The sequence below is a fragment of the Virgibacillus doumboii genome (assembly GCF_902806455.1).
Classification (GTDB): domain Bacteria; phylum Bacillota; class Bacilli; order Bacillales; family Amphibacillaceae; genus Lentibacillus; species Lentibacillus doumboii.
On the sequence record NZ_CADCWQ010000001.1, the window covers coordinates 1,924,870 to 1,939,568 of the forward strand.

Sequence of the window (14,699 nt, forward strand, 5' to 3'; positions counted from 1 at the left end):
GCCTAGGTGAGACCTCTGAGTGCGTAAGCACGAGGAGGGCCGGGCAGCCGCCCCCGGAAAGCGAAGTGTATTTCCGCAGCGGTGTTATTACACTCAACTTTTTCAAAGTGTTTTGCAGTGTATATAATTACAATTGAAAACTGCAAAATGAACCTTTATAAAAGTAACCTCTGAATATCATTCCATGTTACAACTATCATCAACAGCATCAATAGGGCAAAGCCAATAAAGTGAACAATTCCTTCTTTTTGCGGATCTATCGGTTTTCCGCGAACTGCCTCAATACCAACAAACAATAATCGCCCACCGTCAAGAGCCGGTATTGGAACCAAGTTTACTATCCCCAGGTTAATACTTAATATTGCAGTCCACATCAGGAATGTCATGAATCCGGCTTCAACAAACTGGTCTGTTGCATCATATATACCAACAGGTCCTGCTATCATTTCAATAGAATATTGACCTGTAATTAACATCGCTAAATTGGTCAGAATTAATTTAGTTGTTTCATACGTTCGTTCTACGCCATATTCAAGTGTACCAGTTAATGATTTCTCAAAAGCATGCCGTACACCTACCTGTCCAAATGTAATGCCTTGTTGTTCTTGTTTTGCAGGAGTTACAGTAAGTGATTCTGTTTCACCATTACGCTCAACTGTGACGCTGAGTTCTTCCTCGGGATTGTTGCGAACAATATTAGTGAATTCCTCCCAGGTAGAGATTGAATTCCCGTCAATCTGAACAATCTCATCACCTGCCTGGATACCAGCTTTCTCTGCAGGACTGTCTGATTGAACACTTGAAATCAATGCACTTTCAACAGGTACACCCTGGATAAGCCCAACGATTATGAAAATAACAATTGCCAGCAAAAAGTTCATCATCGGACCAGCAAACAACTGCATTGCCCGTTTCCCCACACTTTTGGAAGCAAATTGCCGATCATATGGTGCAATTTGGGTTTCATTCTCGTCCATTACATAAAATGCCTTACGGTCGACTTCAAAAAGAAATTTCTGATCTTCTTCATCAATCTCGTAACCTTCAATTACCAAGTCTTGATCAAGATCGGCATGTTCCACCTCAATAATCCTTGCTTTGGGATGTTTGGATTTATTATTAACAATTATTTTATTTACCTTTCCTTCATCATTAAATTCCAGTCCAATGTGCTGTCCGGGTTTTAATTCAACTATTTCCGGGTCTTCTCCAGCCACCCGTACATATCCGCCAACCGGAAGCAGCCGGATTGTATAAACTGTTTCGTTTTTTGTGAAAGCAAAAATCTTTGGCCCAAAGCCAATAGCAAATTCCCGCGCCAGCATCCCGGCACGTTTTGCAAAGATTAAATGGCCGAGTTCATGAATAAAAACAAGCAGGCCAAACATAAAAATAAACGCTATAACTGTATTCAAAAGAAGCACCTTCCTTTAATCTGAGTAGGAATCCCTTCGACTTCTTGTTTACTTAATAATTTTACGCTTAATTAATTACTTCATTCAACTTATAAAAAATGAATAAAGTGCGTAAAGTGCAGTATTGGTAAAACAAACAGCAAACTATCCAACCTGTCCAGTATACCACCGTGTCCAGGCAGTAAATCACCTGAATCCTTTACACCGTAATGTCGTTTTAGTGCTGATTCGACCAAGTCTCCGATCTGTCCGAAAACAGATATTAAAACAGTGACACCGATAACGATAAGCATTGATTCTGCGACTGGCTGAATGATATGGAAGATAACAGCTACCAAACAGGCAAGAACAATTCCCCCAATTGCACCTTCAACTGTTTTATTAGGACTTATCTTTGGCCACAGTTTTCTTTTGCCAACCAATCTCCCGGCGAAATATGCACCAGTATCAGTTGCCCAAATAACAACCAGTACATAAAATATGTTGAATAAACCATCAAGATTACTGCCATCACGGGTTTCCAGCAGATAAAAGAAGCCCATGCCAACATAAATAGTTGATAACAGAATAAAACCTGCCTCATCAAAAGTAAATTTATTCTTAACCAGTACAGTATATGTTAACAGGAACAGAACAAATAACATAATTACTTCCGTTTTCGAAAAGAAAATTATGTCGGAAGGATCCTTATATAATATGATCCATAACAAGGCAACAGCAAGTATGGAAGGAACGGAGTACTTGCCAATCTTGCGCATCCTCAGTAATTCAATTAATCCTATTGTTGCCAGAGCATAAACAAATATTGTAAATGACAGTCCGCCAAATATTACAAATGGTATAAATATAATAAATGCTAAAACTGCTGTCTGAATCCGTTGCTTCATGTATATTTCAACACCTTAAATACCCCCATACCGTCTTTTGCGCTGCTGATAATCATAGAGGGCCTCTTTAAATATTTCCTCTGAAAAATCAGGCCAGAGTACATCCGTAAACCAGAGTTCGGAATAAGCGGCCTGCCATAATAAAAAGTTGCTTAAACGCTGCTCACCACTTGTCCGTATTAACAGATCAGGATCGGTTAAACCCTTGGTGTAAAGATACTCAGAGAATTTATTTTCATCAAGTGTTTCCAACGTCAGGTTGGAGTTGTCAATATCTGAGATAATTTCCTTAATAGCATTCATAATTTCAAATCTACTACCATAGTTTAAAGCAAAATTTAATAATAATCCATCATTATTCTTTGTTTTCTCTTTTGCATATTCAACTGCTTCTTTTGTATGATATGGCAGTGCATCAAAATCACCAAATGTTTCTATCCGAACATTTTTCTCGATAAGCTCAGGCAAATAAATATGTAGAAATTCCTTGGGCAGTTTCATTATGTACTCAACTTCCGGTTTCGGCCGTTTCCAGTTTTCTGTGGAAAAAGCATATAAGGTGAGGATTTTTACATCACAATTTCTCGCTGCTCTTACAATTTCTTTAACAACATTCATACCCTCTTTATGCCCCGCTATTCGTGGCAAACCACGTTTCTTTGCCCATCTCCCGTTGCCATCCATAATAATGGCAACGTGTTTTGGCGTATTATCAAAGTTATTTTGTTTATCTTTTTGTTTATTCTTAAAAAAAGGAAGTTTCATTGACATAATTTGTCCTCCGATATGGTTGATTATCCTTATACAATCCTTTTAAATATAATCAATCTGAAGGATAAGAAAAATCTAGATTACCACAGTTAAAAAATTATTATATGACCTTACTATCCTATTAGGATGAAACACCATTATATCACTATAATACACAAATTTTTATAATGATTTTATTAAAATATTAGAAAAACCGACCTTTTTCAACGCAGTATAAAGGATAGCATTTCTAATACTTCAAAGAAAACCATTTTCTTAATGGAAACAAAAGCCCTCTTAAACAAGAGGGCCAGAGCTTCTTATTTCACTTCAATTATACACTTAAACTTCCATAATTTCTTTTTCTTTTCCTTTTGCCAGCTGATCAATTTTGTTGATGTAAGTATCGGTTTCTTTTTGCACATCATCTTGAGCACTTCTTAAGTCATCTTCCGTTAAGTCACCACTTTTTTCATCTTTTTTCAACCGATCATTTGCATCACGTCGAATGTTTCTGACCTGTACTTTTGCCTCTTCGGAATACTTTCCTACAACTTTAACCAGTTCTTTGCGGCGTTCCTCTGTAAGAGCAGGAATATTAATGCGAATGACATTGCCATCACTTGATGGTGATAAACCCAAGTCAGCTTTTTGGATTGCTTTCTCAATATCCCCCACTGATGATTTATCAAATGGTGTAATCACCAGCAATCGTGCTTCCGGAGCAGACACATTTGATAATTGATTTAACGGTGTTGAAGCACCATAGTAATCAACATAAATACTGTCCAATAGAGATGGATTTGCACGTCCTGCTCTAACTGTTGCCAGGTTTTTGGAAAATGCCTGGGTAGCCTGCTCCATTTTACTGCGCATTTCCTTCAGTATACCATCTGACATGATTAATTCCCCCTTATTGTTGTTCCTATCGTTTCGCCCTGGATAACCCGTTTAATATTACCTTCTTCTGTAATCGAAAATACGATTAACTGAATATCATTATCCATACATAACGATGATGCCGTGGAATCCATAACACCCAGACCCTCATTCAGCATTTCCATATAGGATATTTCCGTATATTTTTCTGCTTCCTTATTGACTTTCGGGTCGTCGGAATATACGCCATCAACATTATTTTTAGCCATCAAAATAACTTCTGCTTCAATTTCTGCTGCGCGTAATGCTGCAGTAGTATCTGTTGAAAAATAAGGATTTCCAGTCCCGGCAGCAAAAATAACTACACGTTTCTTTTCCAGGTGACGGATAGCCTTTCTCCTTATGTAAGGTTCAGCAACTTGTCGCATTTCAATTGATGTCTGTACACGGGTTGGAATACCATTGTTCTCCAAACTGTCCTGAAGTGCCAGGGAATTCATAATGGTTGCAAGCATTCCCATGTAATCAGCTGTTGCACGATCCATTCCCATTTCACTTCCAACTTTTCCGCGCCAGATGTTTCCGCCGCCAACTACTATGGCTACTTCAACTCCCAGCTCTGCGACTTCCTTTACCTGCGCTGCAACAGATTGGATAACTTTTGGTTCGATTCCATATCCTTGCTCTCCGCTTAATGCTTCACCACTTAATTTTAACACAATTCTACGGTATCGAGCTGTTGTCATAATTACCTCCATAGAAATATTATATATAATGTTTTGTTAAGTATAAATAAAGTTCTGAACCATTACAATTATATTGTACTAGTGAAATAGGGAACAACATAGCTGTTCCCTATTCCAGTATTCATTATTTTTTCATTTGACTCATTACTTCATCGGCAAAGTTTTCCTCACGTTTTTCCATCCCTTCGCCAACTTCATAACGAGTAAATGATTTTACAGCAGCACCTTTAGCAGCTACATATTTTTTCACCTTTTGATCAGGGTCTTTAACAAAGTTTTGCTCCAGCAGACAAATTTCTTCAAAGTATTTGCCCAGACGACCTTCAACCATTTTTTCAACTATATGCTCAGGTTTACCTTCATTCAATGCCTGCGTCTTCAATACGTCACGTTCGCGGCTAACTTCTTCTTCAGCTACCTCGTCACGTGATACATAGCGCGGGTTAACCGCTGCAACGTGCATTGCTATATCTTTTGCAACCGATTCATCAGTAGTTCCTTCAATCAAAGAAAGCACACCAATGCTTCCGCCCATATGAAGATAAGCGCCAAATGCATCGTTATCTGTTTTATTTACAACTGTAAAACGGCGTAATGATATTTTTTCTCCAATTTTAGCAACAATGGAATTAATATAATTCTCAACCTTGTCGCCATCACCATGAAGATTTTGCTGAAGTGCCTCTTCAACTGTTTCAGGTTGTTGCTTCACCAGATGTTTACCAAGTTCAGCAAGTAATTGTTTAAATTGATCATTTTTTGTAACAAAATCTGTTTCACAGTTCACTTCCAACAGTACTGCTGAATTATTGTCCACTTCAATGTATGTTGAACCTTCTGCAGCGATACGGTCAGCCTTTTTCGCTGCTTTTGCCATACCTTTCTCACGCAGAAAATCAATTGCTTTTTCGATGTCTCCATCAGTTTCCTGAAGTGCCTTTTTACAATCCATCATACCGGCACCAGTTTTTTCACGAAGGTCTTTAACCATTTGTGCTGTAATTGCCATTACAAATCCTCCTTCAGACTTTTCAATATGTTAAATTTTCTTTAAAAAAGGTGATAAAAGGCTCTCATCCCCTTATCACCTGTCCTCCTGCGATACTACTCGTTATCAGATTCAGCGTTATCTGCGGCAACTGCCTCTTCTTCGGCCTGTACTTCTTCTGTTTCTTCACCTTGTTTTACTTCAAGGACAGCATCAGCCATTTTAGATGTTAAAAGTTTGACAGCACGAATTGCATCGTCATTTGCCGGGATAACATAGTCAATTTCGTCCGGGTCACAGTTTGTATCAACAATTCCGATAATTGGAATGTTTAATTTATGTGCCTCAGCGATTGCAATGCGCTCTTTTCGTGGATCAATTACGAACATAGCATCTGGAAGCTTGTTCATTTCTTTAATTCCACCTAAGAATTTAACTAAACGATCTTTTTCTTTCAGTAAATCAACTACTTCTTTTTTAGGAAGTACATCAAAGGTACCATCCTCTTCCATACGTTCAATATCTTTAAGGCGATTGATACGTTTACGGATTGTTTGGAAGTTAGTTAATGTTCCGCCCAGCCAACGCTGGTTTACATAGAACATGCCAGAACGTGTTGCTTCATCACGAACAGATTCCTGTGCTTGTTTTTTTGTACCTACAAAAAGAATGGAACCGCCATTTGCTGCGATATCCTTAACATAATTGTAAGCTTCATCAACCTTCTTAACTGTTTTTTGAAGGTCAATGATATAAATGCCGTTACGTTCCGTGAAAATATATTTCTTCATCTTCGGATTCCAACGGCGAGTCTGGTGACCGAAATGCACACCAGCTTCAAGCAGTTGCTTCATCGAAATTACTGACATAATAAATTCCTCCTAATGGTTTTTATCCTCCGCTCAGATCATTTTTGCATAAAGACCGCATCAAAGAAATTCGGCTGAGTTTCTGACCTCCGACATCTTACCTCTGACTTCTGCTGCGGCACCCAATATCCAAATTACTGAACGTGTGTTATTTAGCCTGCTTACTTTCGACAGATAAGCATAGCATTTACACCAAAAATAAATATATCACATCAATTATTCGCAATCAAGTTTTATTATTGTTTTTATTTCCCATTTTTATAATTAATTCCGCTTCGGTCTTTCCGCAATTTAACTTCCTGGCAATTTCATCAACTGTCAAACCTTTATCATGAAGGTGCATTATCTGTGCCTGTAAAGAAGCTTCGAAATCATCTGCATCCTCTGAGGCCTGAGGGGGTGTATATTCATGTTCCTCTTCTATATCCTGTCTAATATGATTGTTTACCGGTGCGACTTTAGGGGCTTGAGGGTTTTGTTTATCAATTTTCTCTTCTAAAAGTCGATTCTCTTCTTTAATTTCTTCTAAATACGTGTCCAGCAGCTCGATTATATCCTGGGCATTTCCTTTTTTGTACGATTGTACCTGCTTAAACAGTTGATAAATTGCTGTTAAGGCAACGATGTGCAGCAAAAAGCTGATTATTAATAGCATTGAATTCATAACATCCCTCTATCCACTAAAATCAATTCTTTTGCCCAGGTAGGGGTGCTCAATTGATTCTTCATTATTGTGATCACGCGCACCGCTTTGCTGATCTTCTGAACTAGGGTTATCGCGGTCCTCATCTTTAATTTTAACGTCATTGATGCTTTCAAACTCCTGTACGCGTTTACGTTTTTGTTCAGCTTCTTTCATTTGACTTTGCGCAAGCGACTCCTGGAAATGCTGATTTTGTTTCAGCATTTGTTCTTGAAGTTTTCCTGCATCTTGTGTTCTTGGAAGTGCCACCTGCATTTCTATTGATTTCCAGCTCAACAGAATCACTTCCTTAATGAGTATTTCGTTTGAAATTTTGTATTGCCAGAGCTGTGCAGTTGATATATAATGCGCAGTAACTTTAGATGAGTGTTAGACCACCGCTCCGGAAATACACTTCGCTTTCCGTGGGCGGCTGATGAGCCTCCTTGCTCCTTCGTCGCTGCGGAGTCTCATCTAGGCCTCTGCTCCCACAGGAGTCTCCGTGTATTTCCTCCGCTAGGTTCTACGTCTATGAACTATTGGTTGGAGTAGGAAACGGGATAAAACACACAGGAAAACACTTCACTAGTCCGGGTGAGCGGAGGGCGGTGACTCCTGCGGGAATAGCACGAGTCCGAAGACCCCGTAGAGTGACGAGCGAAACATCCACCGAATATGCTACGAGTTGCGAGGAGTGCTGCTTCTCTGAAAACACTCGCAACACGACGAGCACCCTTCTCGAGGAGGCTGAGGCCGTGCCCGCGGCTAAGAAGACACTGCGAAAAAAAAATTTTTGAGCAGATGTCGCCTTGGTACCCGGAGGTGTGAAAGCATCCGCCCGGAGCGATTCCGGACGGAGGGGCGAGAAGTCTTTATTTATATTCCAACAGTTACTGCGCATTTTATATCAACTATTCAATTGATTAATTCATGTACCAGTCATCTTAATCTAATATCAACCGTACAGCTTAAAAGAGCAAATTAGTTAATATTCCTGACAGTTACTTCATTATAATCCAACTTTATTTTAACGTATTGATGGTTCGTTTCAATCTTACGTTTATACTTGCCAAAGGCTATGAGCACATTTGGATAAAGATGTCCTCTTACTATTAATTGGGCATCCCGCTCACTGCCAAGGTAAGGATTTAGTTGTTTTAATGTATCCTCGATTTCCTGTAACTGCTTCATTGTTTTGTTGTATGAGTTTTTAATCCGTAACATTGTGACTTTTAATTTCGGGTCATCCTGGTTTGGCTCACCTTCCATTTTATCACTGATTGTTTTAAGTTTCGTCATAGTACTCAGCAATTCCTCTTTTTTTGCCAATATTATTTTCTCTTTCTCAGCTGTCGCTTTATTAAATCCAAGGATAATTTCCGTTTTGGTATTCAGTCGATTACCAGTATCTTTCGCTTCAATGCGTTCCCCTGCTGAAACGGAACCACCGATAATATTTCCTCGTTGGCAGAATACTTGATGTCTTGCGGTGATTTCACTATGTAAAACTGAATTTTCCACATTAATATCGTTGCCAGCGTATACTGTCCCCTGATTAATATATCCTATATGCACATTTTCCCCTGCTTTTATAAGACCTTTTTGCAGGCCGGACATACCTTCTGAAATATATACAGATCCGTCTGCAGCAATCGTTGCAGCTTCCACCATTCCGAAAATTCGAATGTCGCCTTTTGCTTTCACTGTATACCCGGTTGGTACATCACCATTAATCATAATAGATCCGACAAAATCAAGGTTGCCGTTTTTCATAGAAAGGTCCTCATTAACTTCGAATACATCGAATACTTGTATCATTCTGTCTGTAGCACTAAACTGTCCTTCTGCTTCAGCATAAAATGAAAGTTCTTCTTCATGAAAAACTACATTTTTGCCGGCTTTTATTTTACAAGGTTTTCCAGGGCGTGCTTGTACTGTTTTTCCAAAAACATTTATGCCGTCTTTTCCTTCGGTAGGCAGCTTTAATGCAGCAAGTAATTGTCCTTTTGTCACGGATGGTATACGCATTACATCACGAAAATTCCATTCAGGAGTTTTCCTGATTTCATTATCTTCAAAACTTATTTCATAATGAATATATCCATCAACACCATTCTCAGCAGGCTGACCTTCAGCAATTGTTAAAGGAAAATTAGAGTCATCCTTCGCTGAAATGAATGTCTCAATTGCATTATCATCAATTCCATAAATAATTTTATTATCTTGCAGAAACTGAATAATAGCCTCTTTATCTACTTCTAATTCAGTATGATTATATTCCTTTGCAACATCGATCATGGCAAACATGTTATCATTGGTTGTGGTTAAAACAATGTAATCCTGTATTTGACGCATGCTGATTCCCCTCTGTTTTTTCTCTATTCATAATTAGCCTGGACTTTACTGAGTATATTTCTCAATTTGAAAATAGCTTTTCGATGAATTTGGGATATACGGGATGTCGTCAATTCCAGAACTTGACCTATCTCTGTCAGTGTCAGCTCCTGATCATAAAATAAACTGATTACCATTTGTTCATTATCATTCAATAATTTTATACTGTTAATAAGTTCCTGCTTTATTTCCGATTGCAGCATGTGATCATCCGGCAAAACAGCAGATTCATCAGGTATTGTGTATCCAATACCTTCTTTGTGCTCTTTTCCGCTTTCCTTGGACTTTTTCTCTTCAATGGACAAAACATTTGCATAAAGTGAATCCCGGACAAGAGACTCCACTTCACTCACAGGAATCTCCATTTTTTTTGCAATTTCCTCTGCGGTCGGTTCGCGCTGAAAGGTTTGCTCAAGTTCCTGTGAAATGATTTCCACTTTTTTTGTTTTTTCTCTTATAGATCTTGGTAACCAGTCTTCTTTTCTTAAACCATCAATAATCGTACCACGAATACGAAATGATGCATAAGTATCAAATTTCAGGTCACGGCTGTGCTCAAATTTATTTAGCGCATCAAATAAACCCATTAATCCAAAGCTTTTCAAGTCATCTTTACTAACATTACCTGGAAGATGACTGGAAATTCTATCGACATGAAAGGTTACCAGATACATATAATTTTCAATTAAAGCATTTGCTGCTTCGCTATCTTTATTTTCCAGCCAGTTATTCCACAATTTTTGCTCTAGAGGAGATTTATTCGTTTTCATTATGTTTCCCTCCTCCCGATTAGTTCTCAGGGAAATGATATTTTGCAGTAAATGTAATAAGACGTTACTTTTATTTGTTCAAATAACCGATTCACCTTTTGTAACTGTTCGTATCTTCAGGTTGCCTGTTGCAGGATCAAATTCGATTGTTCTGCCACAATTACCGCCAACATCCATGGCAACAACAGGTATACGATATTGTTCAAGTTTTTCTTCGATAGCTTCTACATTTCTGGGACCAATCCGCATTAATTCATTCGACGGGGCGAATTGGAACATTTGCGCACCTCCAGCCAATTTCGCTTTCAGTAATGGTTTTCTTGCACCATTTTCACGTAATTTATCTATCAGTATGTCAATAGCTGTATCCGCATATTTATATTGGTTTAGATTATCCCGCTTTGCGAGACTGGAGTCCGGCAGCATTACATGTGCCAGCCCAGCAACCTTGTTGGATAAGTCATACAACACTGCGCCTACACAGGATCCAAGACCGGATGTCCGGATAATTTGCGGTGCCTTGACAGTATTTAAATCGGCGATACCAACTTTTACGACTGACTGTGTATTATTCATTTTCTTTAATTCCCAGTGCTTCAAATATTTTTGCGAATGATTCCGGATTCGGCAAAAACAGGAAATTCCCATGTATACCGTTAACTGATTCACCATCATTTATTTTCGTATCGATAATTATTGCATAGTCTGTAACCTGAGAAACTTCTATCAAACTTTCAGATAAAACCGCCCCAGCCATATCAACACTCAAAAAGGGAACGGATGGCTGCATATTAAGACGAGTGAAATCTGATAGAGCTGAAATATATGACCCGGTTAAAATATTTCCTGATTCCTTTAATGCCGAAATCGCAAACTCATTCAGTTCTTCTTCACTTAACAGTTTGAAATTCGATTGCCCAGTAATACTTTTAACTAAAAACTCTGCTTCTTCAATGGTCAAAATAAAATAGACTTTCCCGGGAACGTCCCCAAAAATGTGTATCATTATACCCGCAATTGGCGTCTCAGATCCACCTATCATTTCAATTGCTTCGTTGAAGGACACTATATTAACGGAAGGTATTTGCATATCTATTTTCTTATTGATTAGTTTTGACATGGAAGTTGCTGCATTTCCAGCACCAATATTTCCTACCTCACGCAAAACATCCATTTGCACATTTGTTAGATTTTTTATATCATTCATACGCTCAGCCTTCCACGGACTTTAACTCATTTATTTCTTCCTTGGAAAGCACTTCTCGCATGTTAAGCAAAATTAACAACCGGTTATCAAGCTTTGCTACACCATCAATATAGTCAACATCAGCAGTCCCCACTACTTCAGGCGCCGGCTCAATCACATTTTCAGGAATATCAATAACGTCGTTTGCCGAATCAACGATCAAACCCACCTCAATGTCATCAAGATAAATAATAATAATGCGACTGGATTCAGTAAAATCAGTCTCTTCCAAACCAAAGCGGATTCGTAAATCTATAATTGGGGTAACAACTCCACGAAGGTTAATAACTCCTTTAACAAAGTCAGCAGTCTGCGGAACTCTTGTAATTGGTTGTATTCGTTCAATTGAACCAACCTGCTGTACTGAAACCGCATATTCTTCATCATTCAGTCGAAAAACAATCACTTTACGATCTGCAACTGTCTCATTACTCATAGTAACTCCTCCAATTTGAATTTTTATTTTAGCCTGACCTCATAGATTTTGTTGCCCTTTAATCTCGACGGTTGATATAAACAGCGACGTAACTGCTGGAATGTTTTCTATAAGACGTCTAATTCTCTCTCCGCCGTCCGGGATTGTTTCGGGCGGATGCTTTCAGACCTCCGGGTACCAAGGCGCCTCGGGTTGAATGCTCGTAGTTTATTCGGTGGATGTTTCGCTCGTCAATCTGCGGGGCTTCGGATACGTGCTATTCCCGCAGGAGTTACCACCCTCTGCTCACCCAGACTAGTGATGTGGTGTCTTGCGTACTCTTCCTACTCCAACTAATAGTTCATAAACGTAAAACTAGCGGAGGAAATACACGTAGACTCCTGTGGGAGCAGAGGCCTAGATGAGACTCCGCAGCGACGTAGGGGCAAGGAGGTTCATCAGCCGCCCACGGAAAGCGAAGTGTATTTCCGCAGCGGTGTTATAGCACTCAATCTTTTTTTAAAAGTTACCTCGCAATTTATATCTTTTGTGTAAAAACAGTAAACCTTTTCGATAGAACATCTAACCGCAATCCCAATATTTCAGAAAACGGCCTTATTTAATCAATGCATTACCATCTATAATTAACGCTACTTGTCCATCACCAAGAATCGTTGCGCCCGAAATAGCGAACGTGTCAGATAAATAGTTACCCAGTGACTTTAATACAACTTCCTGCTGACCAATGAATGAATCTACAACCAGTCCCGCCATTTTGTCGCCTTTCTTAACAATAACAACTGACACATATTCATCATCAACTGTTTCTTCCGCCTCTGGAACGGTAAAAATATCATTTAAGAATACGAGTGGAACTACTTTACCCCTGAAATCTATAACACTTTTATTATGAGCATACATTATCTGTTCTTTATGAATGATTGCAGTTTCAATAATTGATGATAATGGAACTGCATACTTTTCATCCTGCAATTCAACCAACAGGACGGAAATGATAGATAATGTTAATGGTAATTGTATCGAAAACATTGACCCTTCGTCGGGTACTGCATCGATTGTTATACTGCCACCCAGTGACTCGATCGTATTTTTGACAACATCCAGACCGACACCGCGGCCGGAAATGTCGGATATATTCTCTGCGGTGGAGAATCCGCTTTCCATTATCAATTCATTAATTTGCCGGTCAGATAGTGATTCAAGCTGTTTACTGTCTATGACCTCATTCTTGATTGCCTTATCAATTACTTTCTCTTTATTAATTCCTGCCCCATCATCAGATATCTCAATAAACACATGATTTCCACTATGATATGCCTGCAGTTTTATTGTTCCTTGCTCAGGTTTACCTTTTCGTTTTCGTTCCTGTGGTGATTCGATGCCATGGTCCATTGCATTTCGGATTAAATGAACCAACGGATCGCCTATTTCATCAATAACAGTTCGATCCAACTCTGTTTCGGCACCAATAATGTCAATATCCACACTTTTGTTTAAATCCCGTGCAAGCTGGCGAATCATTCGTGGAAAACGGTTAAATACCTGATCAATTGGAACCATTCGCATCGTCAAAATAATATCCTGCAAATCACCAGAAACACGTGACATTCGTTCCACTGTATCCTGTAAGTCATTATTGCCAAGTTCCTTTGAGATTTGCTCCAGCCGCCCGCGGTCAATCACAAGTTCCTCGAATAAATTCATCAGAATGTCCAGCCTGTCAATATTCACGCGAATTGTTTTGCTTACCGGTGCCTTTCCGGAGCTTGTTGATTCATTTTTATTTTCGTTTTTACTTTCCTGGGAAGATATTTCCGTATTTTGCTGGGCTGCAGCCGCTTCTTTTTCCTGTTGCATTGTTGTATATGCTTCTACTGAAAAGGGATTTACAATCACATTTTCAATTTCGGAAACTTTATTTATTCTGGATTGAATTTCATCTTCTGTATATTGCGATATAAGCAGTACCGCAAAAGAATATTCGAAATTCTCTTCTTCCAATTCATTCACGGATGGTTCTGATTTAATGACTTCCCCGAGCTTTTCCAAAACTTCAAATACCATAAATACACGTGCACCTTTTAACAGACAATCCTCTCGAAGCTCTACGGTAATCTCATAATTAGTGAAACCCCGTTCAGATGATTCTTTTAAAATAGAAATTTCAAATTCATCAAGATCGGATACCGAATTTAATGTATCATTTGTTTCCGATGCATCATTTTCTGATAACGTTTTGGTACTTGCTATTTCACCGCTGCCATTTTCTATTTTATCCATATAGGCAACAATTTGACTTACGTCACGTATGCCATCTCCCCCGTTGCCGATATCTTCAACCATTGCATTAAGATGATCAACCGTATCGAAAAGTATATCGATCATGTCGGTATGTACAGTAATTTTATCGTATCTGATACCATCGAAAATGTTCTCCAATTTATGTGTCAGATTTGCTACTTCAGTATAGCCCATTGTTGCTGACATGCCCTTTAGTGTATGAGCTGCCCTGAAAATCTCATCTATAATTGATTTGTCAGCCGGATTTTTCTCCAGTTCAAGTAATTGATTGTATAACACATCCATATGTTCCGTACTCTCATCAATAAAAACATCTAAATATTGTGAAGTATCCAC

15 protein-coding genes are annotated in these 14,699 nt (G+C 38.8%); all 15 read right to left on the reverse strand.

Annotated features, from left to right (window positions below):
• Positions 1-155: 155 nt before the first annotated feature.
• Positions 156-1,415: an RIP metalloprotease RseP gene (gene rseP, locus G6R02_RS09360; protein WP_164668963.1), complete on the reverse strand. Its 1,260-nt coding sequence runs from the start codon at positions 1,413-1,415 to the stop codon at positions 156-158.
• Between the two features lie 89 nt (positions 1,416-1,504).
• On the reverse strand, positions 1,505-2,302 hold the full coding sequence (locus G6R02_RS09365; RefSeq protein ID WP_164668964.1) for a phosphatidate cytidylyltransferase: 798 nt from the start codon (positions 2,300-2,302) through the stop codon (positions 1,505-1,507).
• Positions 2,303-2,317: 15 nt separating this feature from the next.
• A complete protein-coding gene (uppS, locus tag G6R02_RS09370; RefSeq protein ID WP_164668965.1) occupies positions 2,318-3,073 on the reverse strand; it encodes an undecaprenyl pyrophosphate synthase in 756 nt (251 codons plus the stop codon).
• A gap of 321 nt (positions 3,074-3,394) precedes the next feature.
• A complete protein-coding gene (gene frr / locus G6R02_RS09375; protein ID WP_164668966.1) occupies positions 3,395-3,952 on the reverse strand; it encodes a ribosome recycling factor in 558 nt (185 codons plus the stop codon).
• 2 nt (positions 3,953-3,954) lie between these two features.
• Positions 3,955-4,677: a UMP kinase gene (gene pyrH / locus G6R02_RS09380; protein WP_164668967.1), complete on the reverse strand. Its 723-nt coding sequence runs from the start codon at positions 4,675-4,677 to the stop codon at positions 3,955-3,957.
• Positions 4,678-4,801: 124 nt separating this feature from the next.
• Positions 4,802-5,686, reverse strand: a complete 885-nt coding sequence (tsf, locus tag G6R02_RS09385; RefSeq protein ID WP_164668968.1) for a translation elongation factor Ts — start codon at positions 5,684-5,686, stop codon at positions 4,802-4,804.
• A 95-nt stretch (positions 5,687-5,781) separates the two neighbouring features.
• Entirely contained in the window at positions 5,782-6,534 is a 753-nt protein-coding gene (rpsB, locus tag G6R02_RS09390; protein WP_164668969.1) for a 30S ribosomal protein S2, read from the reverse strand.
• Positions 6,535-6,760: 226 nt separating this feature from the next.
• Positions 6,761-7,198 carry a DUF6115 domain-containing protein gene (locus tag G6R02_RS09395; protein WP_164668970.1) on the reverse strand — a complete coding sequence of 146 codons (438 nt, stop codon included), beginning with the start codon at positions 7,196-7,198 and terminating at the stop codon, positions 6,761-6,763.
• 9 nt (positions 7,199-7,207) lie between these two features.
• Positions 7,208-7,522: a hypothetical protein gene (locus G6R02_RS09400; RefSeq protein ID WP_246202538.1), complete on the reverse strand. Its 315-nt coding sequence runs from the start codon at positions 7,520-7,522 to the stop codon at positions 7,208-7,210.
• Between the two features lie 675 nt (positions 7,523-8,197).
• Positions 8,198-9,571, reverse strand: a complete 1,374-nt coding sequence (locus G6R02_RS09405; protein ID WP_164668971.1) for a flagellar assembly protein A — start codon at positions 9,569-9,571, stop codon at positions 8,198-8,200.
• A 23-nt stretch (positions 9,572-9,594) separates the two neighbouring features.
• A complete protein-coding gene (locus G6R02_RS09410; protein WP_164668972.1) occupies positions 9,595-10,380 on the reverse strand; it encodes a FliA/WhiG family RNA polymerase sigma factor in 786 nt (261 codons plus the stop codon).
• Positions 10,381-10,458: 78 nt separating this feature from the next.
• Positions 10,459-10,956 (reverse strand): chemotaxis protein CheD, encoded by a 498-nt coding sequence (locus tag G6R02_RS09415; RefSeq protein ID WP_164668973.1) that lies wholly within the window; start codon positions 10,954-10,956, stop codon positions 10,459-10,461.
• Positions 10,949-11,587 carry a chemotaxis protein CheC gene (locus G6R02_RS09420; RefSeq protein WP_164668974.1) on the reverse strand — a complete coding sequence of 213 codons (639 nt, stop codon included), beginning with the start codon at positions 11,585-11,587 and terminating at the stop codon, positions 10,949-10,951. The genes G6R02_RS09415 and G6R02_RS09420 overlap by 8 nt, the downstream gene beginning before the upstream one ends.
• 4 nt (positions 11,588-11,591) lie before the next feature.
• Positions 11,592-12,062, reverse strand: a complete 471-nt coding sequence (locus G6R02_RS09425; RefSeq protein WP_164668975.1) for a chemotaxis protein CheW — start codon at positions 12,060-12,062, stop codon at positions 11,592-11,594.
• Positions 12,063-12,656: 594 nt separating this feature from the next.
• Positions 12,657-14,699, reverse strand: coding sequence for a chemotaxis protein CheA (locus tag G6R02_RS09430; RefSeq protein ID WP_164668976.1), 2,043 nt, complete (start codon positions 14,697-14,699; stop codon positions 12,657-12,659).